Source organism: Pseudomonas sp. MIL9 (genome assembly GCF_016887925.1).
GTDB classification, from domain to species: Bacteria; Pseudomonadota; Gammaproteobacteria; order Pseudomonadales; family Pseudomonadaceae; genus Aquipseudomonas; species Aquipseudomonas mohnii.
Genome location: NZ_JAFEHE010000005.1, coordinates 1 through 18,333 on the forward strand (window position 1 = coordinate 1; position 18,333 = coordinate 18,333).

At 57.6% G+C, this 18,333-nt stretch carries 18 protein-coding genes; 7 read left to right on the forward strand and 11 right to left on the reverse strand.

Annotated elements, in window-relative coordinates; genetic code table 11:
* Nucleotides 1-454 precede the first annotated feature (454 nt).
* The 9 genes from msrQ to mrcB form a co-directional block, all read right to left on the reverse strand.
* Nucleotides 455-1,075 (reverse strand): protein-methionine-sulfoxide reductase heme-binding subunit MsrQ, encoded by a 621-nt coding sequence (gene msrQ, locus JQF37_RS06560; protein WP_130204880.1) that lies wholly within the window; start codon nucleotides 1,073-1,075, stop codon nucleotides 455-457.
* On the reverse strand, nucleotides 1,075-2,088 hold the full coding sequence (msrP, locus tag JQF37_RS06565; protein ID WP_130204878.1) for a protein-methionine-sulfoxide reductase catalytic subunit MsrP: 1,014 nt from the start codon (nucleotides 2,086-2,088) through the stop codon (nucleotides 1,075-1,077). The genes msrQ and msrP overlap by 1 nt, the downstream gene beginning before the upstream one ends.
* A gap of 63 nt (nucleotides 2,089-2,151) precedes the next feature.
* Nucleotides 2,152-3,009, reverse strand: coding sequence for a CDP-diacylglycerol--serine O-phosphatidyltransferase (gene pssA / locus JQF37_RS06570; RefSeq protein ID WP_130204876.1), 858 nt, complete (start codon nucleotides 3,007-3,009; stop codon nucleotides 2,152-2,154).
* A 145-nt stretch (nucleotides 3,010-3,154) separates the two neighbouring features.
* On the reverse strand, nucleotides 3,155-4,171 hold the full coding sequence (ilvC, locus tag JQF37_RS06575) for a ketol-acid reductoisomerase (RefSeq protein ID WP_003228216.1): 1,017 nt from the start codon (nucleotides 4,169-4,171) through the stop codon (nucleotides 3,155-3,157).
* Nucleotides 4,172-4,219: 48 nt separating this feature from the next.
* Entirely contained in the window at nucleotides 4,220-4,711 is a 492-nt protein-coding gene (ilvN, locus tag JQF37_RS06580) for an acetolactate synthase small subunit (RefSeq protein WP_003205610.1), read from the reverse strand.
* 2 nt (nucleotides 4,712-4,713) lie between these two features.
* A complete protein-coding gene (locus tag JQF37_RS06585) occupies nucleotides 4,714-6,438 on the reverse strand; it encodes an acetolactate synthase 3 large subunit (protein WP_047539072.1) in 1,725 nt (574 codons plus the stop codon).
* Nucleotides 6,439-7,012: 574 nt separating this feature from the next.
* On the reverse strand, nucleotides 7,013-7,348 hold the full coding sequence (locus JQF37_RS06590) for a YqcC family protein (protein WP_130204874.1): 336 nt from the start codon (nucleotides 7,346-7,348) through the stop codon (nucleotides 7,013-7,015).
* The gene (locus tag JQF37_RS06595; RefSeq protein ID WP_130204872.1) at nucleotides 7,348-8,082 is read right to left on the reverse strand and encodes a tetratricopeptide repeat protein; all 735 of its coding nucleotides are present in this window, start codon (nucleotides 8,080-8,082) and stop codon (nucleotides 7,348-7,350) included. The genes JQF37_RS06590 and JQF37_RS06595 overlap by 1 nt, the downstream gene beginning before the upstream one ends.
* 16 nt (nucleotides 8,083-8,098) lie before the next feature.
* Complete coding sequence (mrcB, locus tag JQF37_RS06600; protein WP_130204870.1) at nucleotides 8,099-10,423, reverse strand: penicillin-binding protein 1B; 2,325 nt, start codon at nucleotides 10,421-10,423, stop codon at nucleotides 8,099-8,101.
* 115 nt (nucleotides 10,424-10,538) lie between these two features.
* On the opposite strand from mrcB, the gene JQF37_RS06605 reads away from it, so the two are divergent.
* The 5 genes from JQF37_RS06605 to JQF37_RS06625 all read left to right on the forward strand — a co-directional run bounded on the left by JQF37_RS06605 (nucleotide 10,539) and on the right by JQF37_RS06625 (nucleotide 14,540).
* Nucleotides 10,539-12,095 (forward strand): bifunctional aminoglycoside phosphotransferase/ATP-binding protein, encoded by a 1,557-nt coding sequence (locus tag JQF37_RS06605; RefSeq protein WP_130204868.1) that lies wholly within the window; start codon nucleotides 10,539-10,541, stop codon nucleotides 12,093-12,095.
* A 91-nt stretch (nucleotides 12,096-12,186) separates the two neighbouring features.
* The gene (locus JQF37_RS06610) at nucleotides 12,187-12,531 is read left to right on the forward strand and encodes a pentapeptide repeat-containing protein (RefSeq protein ID WP_130204866.1); all 345 of its coding nucleotides are present in this window, start codon (nucleotides 12,187-12,189) and stop codon (nucleotides 12,529-12,531) included.
* Between the two features lie 242 nt (nucleotides 12,532-12,773).
* On the forward strand, nucleotides 12,774-13,046 hold the full coding sequence (locus tag JQF37_RS06615) for a TfoX/Sxy family protein (protein WP_007971093.1): 273 nt from the start codon (nucleotides 12,774-12,776) through the stop codon (nucleotides 13,044-13,046).
* Nucleotides 13,047-13,061: 15 nt separating this feature from the next.
* A complete protein-coding gene (locus tag JQF37_RS06620) occupies nucleotides 13,062-13,862 on the forward strand; it encodes a cyclic nucleotide-binding domain-containing protein (protein ID WP_130204864.1) in 801 nt (266 codons plus the stop codon).
* Nucleotides 13,863-14,222: 360 nt separating this feature from the next.
* Nucleotides 14,223-14,540: a Rieske 2Fe-2S domain-containing protein gene (locus tag JQF37_RS06625; protein ID WP_130204862.1), complete on the forward strand. Its 318-nt coding sequence runs from the start codon at nucleotides 14,223-14,225 to the stop codon at nucleotides 14,538-14,540.
* Here JQF37_RS06625 and sfsA read toward each other — a convergent pair.
* Entirely contained in the window at nucleotides 14,537-15,250 is a 714-nt protein-coding gene (gene sfsA / locus JQF37_RS06630; RefSeq protein ID WP_130204860.1) for a DNA/RNA nuclease SfsA, read from the reverse strand. The two genes, JQF37_RS06625 and sfsA, sit on opposite strands and share 4 nt — an antisense overlap.
* Nucleotides 15,250-16,422 carry a pyridoxal phosphate-dependent aminotransferase gene (locus JQF37_RS06635; RefSeq protein ID WP_047533308.1) on the reverse strand — a complete coding sequence of 391 codons (1,173 nt, stop codon included), beginning with the start codon at nucleotides 16,420-16,422 and terminating at the stop codon, nucleotides 15,250-15,252. Before JQF37_RS06635 ends, sfsA begins: the two co-directional genes overlap by 1 nt.
* Before the next feature lie 334 nt (nucleotides 16,423-16,756).
* Between JQF37_RS06635 and dksA the strand changes: the two genes are divergently transcribed.
* Nucleotides 16,757-17,200 carry an RNA polymerase-binding protein DksA gene (dksA, locus tag JQF37_RS06640; protein ID WP_008058386.1) on the forward strand — a complete coding sequence of 148 codons (444 nt, stop codon included), beginning with the start codon at nucleotides 16,757-16,759 and terminating at the stop codon, nucleotides 17,198-17,200.
* 200 nt (nucleotides 17,201-17,400) lie between these two features.
* Nucleotides 17,401-18,297 (forward strand): tRNA glutamyl-Q(34) synthetase GluQRS, encoded by an 897-nt coding sequence (gluQRS, locus tag JQF37_RS06645; protein WP_130204858.1) that lies wholly within the window; start codon nucleotides 17,401-17,403, stop codon nucleotides 18,295-18,297.
* Nucleotides 18,298-18,333 lie beyond the last annotated feature (36 nt).

Sequence of the window (18,333 nt, forward strand, 5' to 3'; positions counted from 1 at the left end):
TTGGCTCAGCAATCGTTGGTTACATCTTTGATTTCTCGCGGAGTAACTTGTGATGCTGATAATCTGTTGACTAGCAGTCTGACTCCACAAGCACCCACACGAATTGCTTGATTCAGTTGTTAAAGAGCGGCTGGTTAAGATCTTTCGTCTCAACCGAGGCGCGCATTCTACAGCAGCCTCATTTGCTGTCAAGTGATTATTTTCAGAAGTTTTCAAGGATTCCTTAACAACTTCAACCACTTGCGCTTTCGATCTCTCGTCAGCGGGAGGCGAATTCTACAGCGTTACTCGCTGCTGTCAACACCTCTTTTTCAACTTCCTTCGCGCTTCGATGACCTGAAGCAACCCGCTGCCGAAAACTGCGTAACTCATTGTATTCCAAGGAGTTTTCCGTTTCGACTGCGCCGGAAGTGGGGCGAATTATAGGCTTCCAGAATCTGCCGTCAAGCACTGATTACGCTTTCTTGGCAGAAGAGGCCTTTTTTATCATCAAACGCGGGATTCGCCGGGTTACAGACGGTAGCCGCAACACTAATAGCAACGCCCCCACAGCGGCATATATAGCCCACTCTCTCAGATCGGCGCGCACAATCCAGAGCATATGCAGCAATCCAAGCACCAAAACCACATAAACCAGGCGATGCAATTTCCTCCAGTGCACACCCAGACGTCGCTGACTGTATCGATTGGAAGTCATTGCCAATACCAACAAGCAAAAAACACCCAGCGCTCCGACAATAATGTATGGGCGCTTGCGTAACTCGACACCCAGCTGCGACCAATCAAATCCGAGGATAAACGCCAGATAAGCGCTCAGGTGCAGAACCACATAAGCAAAACACCACAAACCCAATTGCCGCCTGACCGCAATCCACCCCGCCCAACCGGTGAACTTTTGCAGAGGCGTCATGCTTAATGTGATGAGCAGAAGAACAAGGGTCCCCAAGCCCAAACGGTCGACCAATACTTTCCCCGGGTCCGGGCCAAGCACATCAGTCCAGGCTTGATACAACCAGAACAGGGGCCACACCAACGCGGCAACAAAGACTCCGACACGCCAAAGCGGATACCGCATCAGTAGTTCTTCCGCAAATCGAGCCCGCTATATAGAGAAGCAACTTCATCAGCGTAGCCATTGAACATTTGCGTATCACGTACGTTGGGCTTGAAAAGACCACTCGGCAAGCGACGTTCACGAGCCTGTGTCCAGCGCGGATGGTCAACCGCAGGATTCACATTCGCATAGAAGCCATATTCCTCCGGGGCAATATTCTGCCAGGTCGTTTTGGGCTGCTCATCGACCAGGCTGATCCGCACAATGGACTTAATGCTTTTAAAGCCATACTTCCAGGGCACTACCAGACGCAACGGCGCACCGTTCTGATTCGGCAACTCACGCCCGTACATCCCTACCGCCAGAATCGCCAACGGGTTCATCGCCTCATCCATGCGCAACCCCTCTACATAGGGCCAGTCGATCAAAGCGAATCCGGATCGCTGCCCCGGCATGCTTTGGGGATCCTGCAGCGTCTCAAAACGAATGAATTTGGCTTTTGACGTTGGCTCAACTTGCTTGAGTAACGCCGAGACGGGAAAACCGATCCATGGAATGACCATCGACCAGGCCTCCACACAGCGAAGGCGGTAGATTCGCTCTTCTAACTGATAAGGCTTCAGGAAGTCTTCGAGCGCATAGCGTCCCGGCTTACCCACTTCGCCATCCACCACCACAGTCCATGGCTCAGTCTTTAACGCGCCGGCATTGGCTGCAGGATCACCCTTGTCGGTGCCAAACTCATAGAAGTTGTTGTAATGGGTAGCATCCTTGAAAGGCGTGATCGCCTCATCCTTCACGGTGACCGCCCCCCAACGGGTGGAAGGAAGTTTTTCGCTGAACCAGAAAGGCGCCTTGCCAGGCTCGACATCCGCATAACGCGCCACCTCATCGGCACCAGCCCAACGAGGAAGGCCGCTCAAGGCCAAACCGCCCAGGGCAGCACCCAATACATTACGTCGAGATAGATAGATGGATTCAGGCGTGACATCCGACTCATGACAGTCAGACGCCTTGGGGATTTTGATCAGCATGGCTACTCCGCAGCATTGGAGAACAGATGCACCAACAGACTGCGGAGTATGAGGGAAATTACATCAATCGACGCTTTTTCGCCGACGAAGATGTAACAAGTACTGCACCGGACCGGAAGCCGCGTAGGCGAGGAAAACCAGCAGCAGGATGCGCGGAGGATCACTGAACACTACGGCGAAGACCAGCACCACAGCCAGGATTGCCACGAAAGGCACACGCCCCTTGAGGTCCAGCTCCTTGAAACTGTTGTACTTGATGTTGCTGACCATCAGCATGCCAGCAGCCGCGACCATCAAAGCCACCAGGAAGGACATCTTGGATCCCTGGATACCGTAGTCACTGAACGCCCAGACAATCCCCGCCACCACACCAGCGGCAGCCGGACTGGCCAGGCCAATGAAATAGCGCTTATCGGCGGTGCCGACCTGAGTGTTGAAACGCGCCAGACGCAACGCCGCGCCAGCTACATAGATGAAAGCCACCATCCAGCCGACCTTGCCCATGTCGCCCAGCGCCCAACCAAATGCCAGCAAGGCAGGTGCAACACCGAAGGCGACCATGTCCGACAGCGAATCGTACTCGGCACCGAAGGCACTCTGGGTATTGGTCATGCGCGCGACACGGCCGTCGAGACCGTCGAGCACCATGGCGACGAAAATCGCGATGGCCGCGAATGCAAAATACTTGCTCGCGCCAATCGAATCACCCGCACTCAGGGCGCTCTGCGCGCTCATGGAGTTGATGATGGAATAAAAACCTGCGAACAGATTCGCAGTGGTGAACAGATTCGGCAGAAGATAGATACCACGATGCCGGACTTTACGGCCTTCAGCGTCATGCCCTTCTTCAACATGCTCATCGATGGGCAGCAGGCTTTCGGCGTCAGAAGCCTGGCTCGGCTCTTCGGGACGTTCGCTCATGGACAATACCTTGCAACGGGGTGGAAAGTTTCGACAGATGTCTGCGGCAACGGTTCGCATCGCAAACGATGCAGCTTTATACCAGAACCGGCCCGCCAAACGAAAAAACGCGGCCTGGGCCGCGTTTTTCGTACAAGGACGTGACTTAGTTTTTGGCTTTGTCGACGATCTTGTTGGCACCGATCCACGGCATCATGGAGCGCAGTTGCTCGCCGATGATTTCGATACCGTGAGCGGCGTTGTTGCGACGCTTGGCGGTCATCGAAGGATAGCCGGTAGCACCTTCGCTGATGAACATCTTGGCGTATTCGCCGTCCTGAATACGTTTCAGGGCGTTGCGCATGGCCTGACGGGATTCGGCGTTGATAACTTCCGGGCCGGTCACGTACTCGCCGTATTCGGCGTTGTTGGAGATCGAGTAGTTCATGTTGGCGATACCGCCTTCGTACATGAGGTCAACGATCAGCTTCAGTTCGTGCAGGCATTCGAAGTAGGCCATCTCTGGCGCATAGCCAGCTTCAACCAGAGTTTCGAAACCAGCTTTGACCAGTTCCACGGTACCGCCGCACAGAACGGCTTGTTCGCCGAACAGGTCGGTTTCTGTCTCGTCCTTGAAGGTGGTTTCGATGATGCCGGTACGACCGCCGCCAACGCCTGCCGCGTAGGACAGAGCAACGTTTTTGGCGTTGCCCGACGCGTCCTGGTAGATAGCGATCAGGTCAGGGATACCGCCGCCCTTCACGAACTCGGAACGTACGGTGTGGCCCGGAGCCTTCGGCGCGATCATGATCACGTCGAGGTCAGCGCGCGGCACAACCTGGTTGTAGTGGATCGCGAAGCCATGGGAGAAGGCCAGGGTGGCACCTTTCTTGATGTTCGGCTCGATTTCGTTCTTGTACAGGGAGGACTGGAACTCGTCCGGGGTCAGGATCATGACCAGGTCGGCCGCTGCAACAGCGGAAGCAACGTCGGTCACTTTCAGGCCGTGAGCTTCGGCTTTGGCAACGGTGGCCGAACCTTTACGCAGACCAACGGTAACGTCAACGCCGGAGTCTTTCAGGTTGCACGCTTGGGCGTGGCCTTGGGAACCGTAACCGATGATGGCAACTTTCTTGCCCTGGATGATCGACAGGTCGCAGTCTTTATCGTAGAAAACTTTCATGAATTTCCCCTATATATCCAGGCCGTTCAGGCCATTCGCTAATTTGGTTTAGATGCTGAGTACTTTGTCGCCGCGCGCAATCCCGGTGACGCCACTGCGTACAGTTTCCAGGATCGAGGCGGTGCCGATGGACTGAATGAAGCTGTCGAGCTTGTCGCTGGTACCGGTCAATTGAACGGTATACACGCTGGCGCTGACATCGACGATCTGTCCACGGTAAATATCGGTGGTGCGCTTGATCTCGGCGCGTTGGGCGCCGGTGGCCTTGACCTTGACCAGCATCAGTTCGCGCTCGATGTGAGCACTCTCCGACAGGTCGACCAGCTTTACCACTTCGATCAGCTTGTTCAGGTTTTTGGTGATCTGCTCGATGATCTCATCATGGCCGACAGTGGTCAGCGTCAGACGCGACAGGGTCGGGTCTTCGGTTGGCGCCACAGTCAGGCTTTCGATGTTGTAGTTGCGCTGCGAGAACAGGCCGACTACGCGAGACAAAGCGCCGGGTTCGTTTTCCAGAAGCAAGGAAATAATGTGCCGCATGATTAAGTACGCTCCGTCTTGCTCAGCCACATATCGCGCATGGAGCCGTCTTTGATCTGCATCGGGTAGACGTGCTCGTTGGCGTCGACCTTGATGTCAAGGAACACCAGGCGATCCTTCATCGCGAACGCTTCCTCCATCATCGGCTTCAAATCCTTCAAGTCGGTGATGCGCATGCCAACGTGACCATAGGCTTCAGCCAACTTGACGAAGTCCGGCAACGATTCCATGTAGGAATGCGAGTGACGCGCACCGTAGCTCATGTCCTGCCATTGGCGGACCATGCCAAGCACGCCGTTGTTGAGCAGGATGATCTTCAGTGGCAAGCCATGTTGCAGACAGGTCGACAACTCCTGAATGTTCATCTGAATGCTGCCCTCACCGGTCACACAGGCGACTTCAGCATCCGGGAAGTTCAGTTTCACGCCCATCGCAGCTGGCAAACCGAAGCCCATCGTGCCCAGGCCGCCGGAGTTGATCCAGCGATTCGGCTTGTTGAAACGGTAGTACTGGGCCGCGTACATCTGATGTTGACCCACGTCGGAGGACACATAGGCATCGCCATGGGTCACTTCGCTCAGCGTCTCGATCACAGTCTGAGGCTTGATGATGCTGCCATCACCCTTGTTGTAAGGGAACATGTCGCGATCACCACGCCACTCCTCAATCTGCTTCCACCAGGTGGCGACCGCTTCCTTGTTCGGGGCCTCGCCGATTTCCTTGAAGGTAGCGACCATTTCGGTCAGTACGCTTTCCACCGGACCTACGATAGGAACGTCGGCCTTGATGGTCTTGGAGATCGAAGCCGGGTCGATGTCGACATGAATGATCTTGGCGTTCGGGCAAAACTTCGAAGCACCGTTGATAACGCGATCGTCGAAGCGCGCGCCGACTGCAAGGATCACATCGGCATGGTGCATCGTCAGGTTGGCGGTGTAGCTGCCATGCATACCGAGCATGCCGACGAACTGGCGGTCGTTACCCGGATAGGCGCCAAGGCCCATCAAGGTGTTGGTGACCGGTGCGTTCAGCAGTTGCGCCAACTCGGTCAACGGCGCGGAACCGTTGCCCATGATGACGCCGCCACCGGCATAGATGATTGGCCGCTTGGCCGCCAGCAGCATTTCCACGGCTTTGCGGATCTGGCCCGAATGGCCACGCACTGCCGGGCTGTAGGAACGCAGCTTGGCTTTTTTCGGGAAGACGTATTCGAACTTCTCGGCCGGGTTGGTCATGTCTTTCGGGATATCGACCACTACCGGGCCCGGACGACCGGATTGCGCCAGGTAGAAAGCCTTCTTCATGACTTCCGGGATTTCCGATGGATGCTTGATCATGAAGCTGTGCTTCACGATCGGCCGGGAGATACCGATCATGTCGGTTTCCTGGAATGCATCCGTGCCGACCATGGTGCTCGGCACCTGGGCGGTCAGAATCACCATCGGGATCGAGTCCATGTACGCAGTGGCGATACCGGTAATGACGTTGGTCGCACCCGGTCCGGATGTCACCAGTACGACACCGGCCTTGCCGGTGGCGCGCGCATAACCGTCAGCCATGTGAGTGGCAGCCTGCTCATGACGGACAAGAATGTGCTGAACGGATGGCTCTTTGAACAGTGCATCGTAGATATGCAGTGCGGCACCACCCGGGTACCCATAGATATACTTGACGCCCTCGTCACGCAAAAAGCGGACGATCATTTCACCGCCAGATAAAAGCTCCACGTTGTTCACCTCTAAAACGCCAGAATACCGCCCACATATAAGGGGACGGGTCTTAATAGGTTTACTTCCCAGCAGAGCATGAGCGACGGTGGTCGCCGACTACGTCAGCACTGACTGAGCAAGTATTGGGATCGTCCCAAGTGTTGCGGGCCTTTCCCACCCAGCGCGAGGTAACGCGTTGCGGGTGTAACAGGTCGGCGCGGATGTGCGCCTCATGATCTGCTGAGTGGGTCTGCTTCTGGCAGTCCCTCTACAGCGGACTTTGGATTCTTCTGTTTCGTCCCCTGCAAGTCAAGTCGTCTATGTGCTTTATTGAACTAAGCACATGAGAAAGCAAGAAAAAACCGTGAAACTGCATGAGTGTTAGCTTCAATTGCGCAACCCGAGACAAGGAATTGGACAATCCGCGACGGAGAGAGGAAGTACAGGGAGCGATACGGCGACTGGATGACGTTCAACGGCAGGAGCCGCGTCAGCGAAACGCAGATACGAATAGCGAACAACCGCCAGTAGACATGCAGCAACCGGACTTGCGCTCATCGCGAACAAGCCCGGTTGCTACAAGGGATCGAACTCAGCGAGAAGCTGTGATCAGCACATCGAACTCTTTGAGCAACATTTGCAACTGCCGATCTTTTCCCTGGACATTACGGCCAGCGAAGACCATTTCGGCCATTTCCTGAATCCCCGATGCATTGGGCAAAGGCAGATCCTGCTCCAGAATCATTTTCATGCGAGGCAAGAAAATCCATTGCAACCACTGCTCGAAATCCAGCGTATCGACCGAGAATGGCTCGACACTGGAAAGCGCCTCGGCGCTTGGCATGACGTCGTCCCACCAGCCCTGAATCCGCAGTTCACGCTCGATCAACAGCAACTGATCGGCAATTTTGTTAAAGCGCTCGTCCATCACGACGCTACCTTGGCCTTCTGACGGGCCAGCGCTGCGCCGGCGGAGTCACCCTGCTTCTCGCGCGCCTGGGCAATCAGCTCCCACAGGTTTGCCTGCAATGCCGGACGACCGTTGGCGAAGGTCAGGCCACGACGAGCGAATTGCTCGGCCTGCGGCGCATCACCTTGAGCCATACGCACTTGCGCCAGGCGATAAAGCACTTGTGGCTCACGGGGTGCGACACGCTGGGCGCGCTCGAGGCTCGACGAAGCACCATTGAGATCACCGCTGGACTGTTGTTGCTGTGCAGTCGTCAACAGAGCCAGAACCGGACCGTCCAGTTGCTCGTCTGCGGACAGACCACCGGAGCTAGCCGAAGGAATCCCGCTCGGCGCCGATGGCATGCTGTAGCTGCCTTGATTGATCGGCGCGGACTGAACCGGCGCAGTATCGATCGGGCCCGGTGTAATTGGGCCTGGCGTAATCGGCGTGGTGCTGATCGGCGTTGAAGTCGTTGCACCGCCACTTGGCACCATCACGACAACACCGGTATCACCTTGCGGAATTTCCTGCGGGCGGGTTTGCGCCGGGCGTTTCACCGTCGTCTGACGGAAACCGCCATTGTTCGAGATTCGCTCGCTGTTGGAGACGGCGGTACCGGAGTCTTCTACCGGAATCGAGCCACGTTGTACGGTGGAGCAACCGCTGAGCAAAGCCACGGCGGCAACCGCTGGAATCAACCACTTGTTCACTTGATACCCTCTTTGCTTAATTCATCCAGCCCTTGACCCAATCCATCACCGTTTCGCCGGTAGCTGGGCTGTCGCCACCGCAAGCGGCGCCGGGAGGTGGTTCGCTGCCGCGAATATACGGCATCTGTACAGCGCCTGGGCAGTTGGCATCAGAGCCTTGTCCCGTGCGCGAATCGACCCAGGCCTGAACGATATTGTCCGGCTGCGGCATGTCCAGCGGCAGCGGATCGGCCTTGCGCATGAAGCTGGTCCAGACCTGCAAGGCACCGGTAGCGCCGGTAAACGGCGTTTTGCCATTATCATCGCGCCCCAGCCACACCACCGCGAGCAAGTCCTGGCTGAAACCGGCAAACCAACTGTCCCGCGAATCGTTACTGGTGCCGGTCTTGCCTGCAAGGGTCAGGGTTTTCGGCAACACGTTGTAAACCGAACTGCCGGTGCCTTCACGCATGACTCGCTGCATGGCGCTCTGAATCAGGTAAATGGAACCCGGGTCGAAGCGCTGCTGAATCTGGAACGGATAACGCTTGAGCGGTTCACCCTCGGCAGTCAGAACACTGCGGATCCCGCGCATCGGCGTATTGAAACCGCCGTTGGCCAGGGTCTGATACATGGTCGCGACTTCGATCGGCGTCATGCCACCTGCACCCAGCAACATCGATGGGAATGCCGGGAATTCGCGACTTATACCCAGGCGCCCCAGCGTCTTCAGTACATTCGGTACCCCCACCGCCAACCCGAGACGTGCAGTCGACAAGTTGTAGGAATGCGCCAGGCCCTGATAAAGGAAAACCGTGCCATGAGACCGTCGATCATAGTTCTGTGGTTTCCAGACCTGACCGTCCGCGCCTTTGACCGAGAAGGATTCGTCCGACAGCCAACTGGTCAACGTGTACTGGCTCGGCTTCTCCAGCGCTGTCAGATAAACCGCCGGCTTGATCAACGAGCCGATCGGCCGCACAGCATCCAGAGCACGGTTGAACCCGGCGAAACTGGCCTGACGACTGCCAATCATGGCCTGGACTTCGCCGGTTTCCGGATTGGTGACGACCATGGCCGCCTCGACATCATCGGCCCCCTTGCGCCCTGACAGGCGTTTGAAGGTGTCATTGACCGAGGCTTCGGCTTTCATCTGCAGGATCGGATCGAAACTGGTGAAGATGCGCAGACCTTCTTCCGTCAAGTCTTCGTCGCGATAGTCTTCACGCAGCTGACGCTTGACCAGGTCGAGGAAGCCGGGGAACGAGCTGTCCGCAAGGCTGCCACGCTTGGTCACGCCCAACGGCATCTTCTTCGCGGCTTCGACCTGCTCGGCGGTGGCGACGCCCTGCTCCTGCAAGACATCGAGCACCAGATTGCGTCGCTCAAGCGCGCGCTCCGGGTATCGCCGCGGATTGTAGGACGAAGGCCCCTTGACCATGCCCACCAGCAATGCAACCTGATGCAGTTTGAGCTCGGACAATGGCTGGCTGAAGAAGAACTGGCTGGCCAGACCGAAACCATGCACCGCACGCTGGCCGTCCTGACCGATGAACACCTCGTTCAGATAAGCCTCGAGGATTTCACGCTTGTCGTAATGCAGCTCCAGCAGCAAAGCCATCATGGCTTCGGTGAGTTTTCGGCTCAGGCTGCGTTCGTTGGTCAGGTAGAAGTTTTTGACCAATTGTTGCGTCAGGGTACTGCCGCCCTGGCGCATCCGGCCTGACGAGCCGTTGACCCAGATTGCACGGGCAATCGACTTCGGCGACACACCAAAGTGGTGATAGAAGTCACGGTCCTCAACGGCCACCAGGGTGTCGAGCAAGTACGGCGGCACCTGATCGATCTTGATCAGAATCCGGTCTTCGAGGTTTTTCGGGTACAAGCCACCAATCAGCAACGGCTCAAGGCGCACTACCGACAGCTTCGTACCGTTGGTCGCCGACAATTCAGCGACGTAGTCGCCGGAAAAACGCACACGTACCGGTTGCGCCTGCTCCATGCCTTCATAGAACTGGAAGCCACGGGTATTCAGATCAACGGTATTGCCGTTGACCGAGGCAGCACCGGGGCCATTGGCCACGCTTTCACGGCGATAACCCAAGGCGTCGAGTTCGGTGAGAAAGTCATCCCGGCTCAGCTTTTGTCCGACGAACAGCTCAAGTGGACGCGCGTATACCTTGGCCGGAATGGTCCAGCGCTTGCCGGAAAACTTTTCCTGCACGATGGCATCGAGGTAAACCGCGAACCCAGCCAGCGCCACCAGGCCGACCAGACTGAGTTTAAGGGCCCAGCCCAGCCAGGGGCGCAGGCCTCTGGAAGGTGGTTTTTTAGGGGTGCGGGGAGATCGGGTACGAGTCATGGCGGCGGATTATACGCACTTTATTCATACTCAACAGGAGCCCTCCGAGATTGCGTTAGGCTGGCCAGCCGCCATAATGACGGCCTGTATTTTTCCAGACTCTGAAGGATCGCCAGTGAGCCAGTCCCTGATCGCCGCCCTGCAAAACCCGGCCCTCTATCCGCATCCTGTAGAGGGGTTCCAGCTTATCGAGACCCACATTTCCTGGGTTCTGCTTACCGGCCCTTATGCCTATAAGGTGAAGAAGCCGGTGAACTTCGGTTTCCTCGATTTCACCAGCCTTGAGGCCCGCAAGCATTTCTGCGGTGAAGAACTGCGCCTCAACCAACGCCTGACCCAGGATCTTTACCTCGAAGTGTTGCCGATTACCGGCAGCGCCGAGGCCCCGCAACTGGGCGGCGATGGTCCGATCGTCGAATACGCCCTGAAGATGCGCCAGTTCCCGCAGAGCCAGTTGCTCAGCACCCTGCAAGCCAATGGCGAACTGACGCCTGCACACATCGATGCAATGGCTGAGCAAATCGCCCGCTTCCACCTCAGCGCGCCGAAAGTCCCTGCCGAGCATGACGCAGGCACGCCGGACAGTGTCATGGCGCCAGTGCGACAAAACTTCGAACAAATTCGCCCATTCCTCAGCGACAAGGCCGACCTGCTGCAGCTGGAAGCCTTGCAAGCCTGGGCCGAAGCCAGCTTCGAACGCCTCAAGCCGCTGTTTGCCCAGCGCAAGGCTGACGGATTCGTCCGTGAATGCCACGGCGACATCCACTTGGGCAACGCCACGGTGATCGACGGCAAAGTCGTGATCTTTGACTGCATCGAATTCAACGAGCCGTTCCGCTTCACGGACGTGTATGCCGACACCGGCTTCCTGGCGATGGACCTCGAGGACCGTGGCCTGAAAAGCCTGGCACGGCGCTTCATCAGCCAATACCTGGAGCTGACAGGCGATTACCAGGGCCTGGAACTGCTGAACTTCTATAAAGCGTACCGTGCACTGGTTCGCGCCAAGGTCGCCCTGTTCAGCATGCCGGCCGACGCCACGGCGGTGCAGCGCGCCACTACCCTGCGCCAGTACCGCAACTACGCCAACCTGGCGGAAAGCTACAGCACCATTCCTTCGCGCTTCATGGCCATCACCCACGGCGTTTCCGCCGTCGGCAAAAGTCACGTGGCCATGCGCCTGGTGGAAGCGCTGGGGGCGATTCGCTTGCGTTCGGACGTCGAACGCAAACGTCTGTTTGGCGAGCAGACCGTTCAGAATGACGTGCAGGCCGGCATTTATAGTGCTGACGCCAGCGCAGCAACCTACAACCGCCTGCATGAAATCGCCAATGTGATCCTGCACGCAGGCTTCCCCGTAGTGATCGACGCCACGTACCTCAAGCGTGACCAACGCGACAGCGCAGCAAAAGTCGCCGAAGCCACCGGCGCGCCTTTCCTGATTCTCGACTGCAACGCCCCACAGGCCGTGATCGAAAGCTGGCTGGCCCTGCGTCAGGCAGATAAAAAGGACCCATCTGACGCTACGCTGGCCGTGATCGAAGCCCAACAAGCCAGTCGCGAAGCACTGACTCCTGCGGAAATCCTCTGCAGCAAACGTATCCAGACCAATGAAAGCGGGACCCTGGACACCGTTGTCGCACAGATTCGCCAACGCCTGCCGGGCCTGTAGGGAAGTATTTCAGCCGTGAAGCCATCACAGGCTTCACGGCTGTCAAATAGTGGCACTATACTGGCGTCATAAAACCAACAGGTGACATGCCATGAGCCAGCCGAAGCTTCTCGACACCCCGCTTTATGCCCTTCTGCACAAAGACGACATCATCGGCTTCAACAAAGAACGCCCCAAAGATGGACCTATCGATATGGTGGGTGGCGACTTCCGTGGCCTGGATCTGCGTGAGCTGAACGCCGACGGTGTCGACTTTACCGATGCTTATTTCCGCTCCGCCGACTTGCGCGGCATCGACTTTCGCTACGCTTCGCTTGAAGGCGCGAGCCTGGCCCACGCGCAGATCTCCGGCGCTTACTTTCCACCAGAGCTGAGTGCTGACGAGATTTTGATGTCAATGAATTTCGGCACACGCTTGCGTTATCGCACTCGCTGATCATCTGCGTAAATTGACAAGTCCGGCGCCCCCGCTTCGCGCTGGACTTGGGACCAATTGACCGAAGTTTTAAGCTTTTACCCCTGTTTTTCTTCCATTCTCACCGAATTCCCACCCTTCCAGACAATAGCCGCTTAGAAGCGTTTGCGTCGAAAACGACCAAACAATAACGCTTTTCCTGCTGATGGCTACACTCCTCAGAAGCTTGCCCACGCACCATTCGGCCATCGCAAGGAGGCTTGATGAATGATGAATTGCAACACCTGAAGAATCTTGGCAAGACGTCGGCGCAGTGGCTGCATGCCGTGGGCATCCACAGCGCCTCGGACTTGCGTCGCCTGGGGGCGGTGGACGCTTATCGGGCCGTGCGTACGCGGGGGTTCCGGGCGTCGAAGGTGTTGTTATACGCAATCGAAGGCGCCCTGATGGACGTACATTGGAACGACATTCCCGCCGAACGCAAGGAAGCCCTGAACAAACAGCTGGAAGCTATCTCGTCACGCCACAAAAACTGAACGAGTCCGCTCGCCATGTACCTACTCGGGGAACAACCGGCCTACGCCGACGCACTGATCAATCGACTGCAAAACATTCCTGCTCGACTACTGGAAGGCTTGGCTCCTTGCGGCCCTTCCCTGGAATTTTCCGCTGTCGAAGACCTTGGCGCCGCATTGCCCGGTGATCAGCTGTTCATGCTGACAAACGGGCTGCTGCATGGATGCATCAACCATCGTGCCCTGTTCTATCTGCATGAGGGGGATCTCATCGGCCTGCGTCAGGATATGGAATTGCCGCGCTGTCGCTTGCGCAGTGATAACCCGCTGGCGCTGACACCTTACTTGCGATCCGCGGTGTTCCAGCACATCTATGCCGATCCCCGGCGCTCGGAATTGTTCTTGCAATACATGGCAGGGCAGACCGCTTTGCTGTCCGACGCAGTCGCGCGCCTGAAACAGCCGGAGTTTCGCAGCACCCACGGTTTCCAGCGTGTCGCCAGTGGCGAAGCATTGATCCGGCAAGGCGACGAGGCAGACCATGTCCTTGTGATCATTGAGGGGCATGCCGAAGCGTTTGTCGACGGACTGAAAGTCGGCGATGTGCCCAAGGACGAAATTTTCGGTGCCATGGCGGTATTCACCGGTGAGAGGCGCAACGCCAGCGTTGTCACCAGTGAGCCGAGCACCATCATGCGCATTCCCAAGGATCAGTTCATGAGCCTGGCCCAGAGCAATCCAAAAATCGCCAGCAGCCTGATCAATAGCATGGCCCGACGAATCGACCTGCTTAACAAGCAGGTCGCACAGTTGAGCGCACTGAAAACGCCACCTTAAGGCTGAACGTTTACCGGGATTTACAGCAGACAATCGACAGGATTCAAACAAATGAGAAATGACCAGTTGACTTGATAATGATAATCGATATTATTAACGCAACTGGTCGCGAGACTGGTCGATATTCTGGACAGCCCTTGGTTCGGACTCTCAGATTATCTCCTCATCAGGCTTATCACGGTTATTTGACCCGGCTCATGCCGGGTCTTTTTTTGCCTGGGAGAAAGCAGGAGCTACCCAGTATCCTAGGCAGCAGGCCACTGCATCAGACATAGACATACGCCACTTGATCAGTTGTTTGCATTTTTGAACGTCGGCTCGGGCCTATCTGCACATGAGCGACAAAACCTGAGGATGGACATGAAATTTCTTTGTGCCAGTGCCGAGCTGGCCGATGCCTGCAGCCGCGGGTTCGAAATCGATGGCCAGAAGCTCTTCGCCGTACGCCGGGCCAGCCAGGTATACGTCTATATCAATCGCTGCCCGCACCGCGGCGTCGGACTGGAATGGACCCCGGACCAGTTTCTCGACCCCAGCAACAGCTTGATCCAGTGCGCCACTCATGGCGCCCTGTTTCTGATCGAGAACGGCGAATGCGTGGCCGGGCCTTGCGCGGGACAATCGCTGAAGCGCATCGATTGCCGCGAGGACGCACAAGGCCTCTGGATCAGCCTTTAATCACCGAGCAACACCTCCAGGCGCCGATCGACCCTCATTTCCTCGTGAGTCAATCGCACACCGTACGCCAGCACCTCGACCCCGCACGCCACGGCCTCACGCAGCGCCGCGGCGTAGGCCGAATCGATTTCTTCAGCCGGACGTACAGCATCGATACCGGTCAGGTTCACGCAGTACAACTGCACAGCCCGAACTCCGTCTCGGGCCAAATGCGCCAATTCACGCAAATGCTTGGCCCCTCGCTGCGTCACTGCATCGGGAAACGCCGCTACCGATGAGCCCTCGAAACCCAGTGTCACACTTTTGACTTCCACAAAGGCCGGTCCACCCGGGTAATCAAGGCGAAAGTCGATCCGGCTGTTTTCCTGGCCGTAGGCGACCTCGCGCTTGAGACCGGTGAAGCCGCCCAGCTCAGCGATGACTCCACCGCGAAGCGCCTCCTCCACCAGTCCGTTGGCCCGCGCGGTATTCACGCAAAACAGCCGTCCGTGTGGGGTTTCGCCCACTTCCCATGTTCCCGGCAACTTGCGCTTGGGATCATTGGAGCGGCTGAACCAGACCTGCCCGCCTTCGACCTGACAATTGAGCATCGAACCCGTATTCGGACAATGAATGGTCATCAACTCGCCGCTAACGGTTTCGATATCGGCGAGAAAACGCTTGTAACGACGAATCAGTCGACCTTCTTCGAGTGGCGGATCGAAACGCATCAGCCTTGCCAACTCCGCAAGCCGCGAGCAATCCGTTGGACCGCCTCGTGCAAGCGCTCAAGATTTTGGGTGTAGGCGAATCGCACATGATGCCCGGCTTGATAGCGACCGAAATCCAGCCCCGGAGTAAACGCAACGTGTTCGGTTTCGAGGAAGTGGCGACAGAACGCGAAGGCATCACCGCCGAACTTGCTGATATCGGCATACAAATAGAACGCCCCTTCCGGCTCAACGGCAATCCCGAAGCCGAGCTCCCGCAGGGCGGGGAGCAGGAAATCCCGACGACGACCGAACTCCGCTCGGCGCTCTTCCAGAATTTCAATGGTTGCGGGCTCGAAGCATGCCAGCGCAGCGTGCTGCGCCATGCTCGGAGCACTGATGTAGAGGTTCTGGGCGAGTTTTTCCAGCTCACCGACGGCGGCATCCGGCGCGACCAGCCAGCCGAGACGCCAACCGGTCATGCCGAAATATTTCGAAAAACTATTAAGGACGAAGGCACTGTCATCGACTTCCAGCACACTGGCCGCATCGGTGCCATAGGTCAGGCCGTGATAGATCTCATCCACCACCAGATGACCGTGACGCTCCTTGATTGAGGTCGACAGCGCGGCCAACTCGTCGCGGGTCAAAATCGTCCCGGTCGGGTTGGCCGGTGACGCTACCAGCGCGCCGACACTGTCATGATCCCAATGCCGCTCGACCAGGCCCGGGGTCAGTTGATAACGCACCTCAGGGCCGACAGGAACAAGCTGCGCGGCGCCTTCCACCAAGCGCAGGAAATGCCGGTTGCACGGGTAACCCGGGTCCGCCAGCAGCCAATGCTTGCCCGGGTCGACCAGCAACGCACTGGCCAGCAACAACGCACCAGAGCCGCCGGGCGTGATGAGGATCCGCCGCGGGTCGATGTTCAGGCCATAACGCTGCTGATAAAAGCCTGAAATGGCCTCACGCAGTTCGGGAATGCCGCGCGCGGCGGTGTAACGGGTCTTCCCCGCTGTCAGCGCTGCCTGGCCGGCGCGAATGATCGGCTCGGCGGTGGTGAAGTCCGGCTCACCGATTTCAAGGTGAATCACATCATGACCGGCCGCTTGCAATTCATTGGCACGCGCCAGCAACGCCATGACATGGAAAGGTTCGATCGCACGACTGCGGGCACTGTAGGACTGAGCCATTGGCCTTCCTTCAACGGGGAAAAAGAACCGATTCTACCCAAGCACAGGAACGAGCGAGAACCTAAAGCGGTCACACGCCATACAACCTGGCCGAAAACAACTCAAACGAGCCCCCACGGTTTGACTAAAATCATTAATTGAGCAGCGCTCCAGAACCACCAGACCGCGCTTTGCCGGCCTTTGCAAGCCCCACGGGCCGCAGGCTCGACATCCGGGAGTAGCGCGGTCTGATTTGATCTGGTAAGTTCGCCCGCTTGCAGCCGCAGGGCCGGCAGGTGTCGGTGATGGAGCAATCCTGCGCAGATGGATTACAAGAGTAGAGGCGGTCTATTTCATGTCCACCCAAGCAAAGCAACAAGCGAATCAGGCGATCAGCGGCTTCGAGCCCTATGTTCAGAAAGCTGGCGAAGAGTACATGGGCGAGCCCATGCGCAAGCACTTCACCAAGGTTCTGAACCAGTGGAAAAAAGAGCTGATGGAAGGTGTCGACAAGACTGTGGACCACATGAAGGACGAAGCGGCCAACTTCCCTGACCCGGCAGACCGTGCCAGCCAGGAAGAAGAGTTCGCTCTCGAGCTTCGAGCCCGCGATCGTGAGCGCAAGTTGATCAAGAAGATCGACAAGACGCTGCAACTGATCGAAGACGAAGAGTACGGCTGGTGTGAATCCTGCGGCATCGAGATCGGCGTCAAGCGCCTTGAGGCACGCCCTACCGCTGACTTGTGCATCGACTGCAAGACACTGGCGGAAATCAAGGAAAAGCAAGTCGGCAAGTAATTGCGACTTGAACGAAAAACGGAGCGTGCGAACGCTCCGTTTTTGTTTCTGTGTTTCTGTACAGGAGCGAACTTGCTCGCACTGGACGACAACGATAACGCGCGCCATTTGACGGCTCGCGGTGTGCAGACGTTTTTTCGCGAGCAAGCTCGCTCCTGCAGCTTGATATGCGCCTCTCCCGACCAAATAACATCGCCCATATGACCGCCATCACCTCCCCCACCTACATCGGGCGCTTTGCCCCCACGCCCAGTGGCCACTTGCATTTCGGTTCGCTGGTCGCGGCGCTGGCCTCGTATCTCGATGCGCGCTCGGTCGGCGGCCGCTGGCTGATGCGCATGGAAGATCTCGACCCTCCCCGTGAAGAACCCGGCGCTCAGGCGGCGATTCTCAAGGCTCTGGAGAGTTACGGGTTCGAGTGGGATGGCGAGATGGTCCGCCAGAGCGACCGCCACGATGCCTACGCCGAAGTACTCAATCGCCTGTTCAGTCAGGGCCTGGCCTACGCTTGCACCTGCTCGCGCAAACAATTGGAGCCCTACCACGGCATTTATCCGGGACTGTGCCGCAATGCCGGCCACGGCACCGAAGATGCGGCGATTCGGATTCGCGTCCCTGAGCTGGACTACCACTTCATTGACCGGGTGCAGGGAGAGTTCCACCAGCACCTGGGCCGGGACGTCGGTGATTTTGTGATCCGTCGCCGCGACGGGCTATACGCTTATCAACTGGCCGTGGTGCTGGACGATGCCTGGCAAGGCATCACTGACATCGTGCGGGGCGCCGACCTGCTCGACTCCACCCCGCGCCAGCTGTATCTGCAGGAGCTGCTCGGCCTGCGGCAGCCGCGTTACCTGCACATCCCGCTGATCACCCAGCCCGATGGCAACAAACTGGGCAAATCCTATCGCTCGCCCCCGCTCACCGCAGACCAGGCCACGCCGTTGCTGCTGCGAGCCTTGCGCGCACTCGGGCAGAACCCCGGCAACGAACTGACTTACGCCACGCCACGGGAAGTGCTGAACTGGGGCATCGCCCACTGGGATGCCATGTTAATCCCGCGCACACTGAGCCTGCCCGAGGCACAGCTACAGTGATCTTGCTTGCAGTGGCGCACCCATCCGTTACCATCG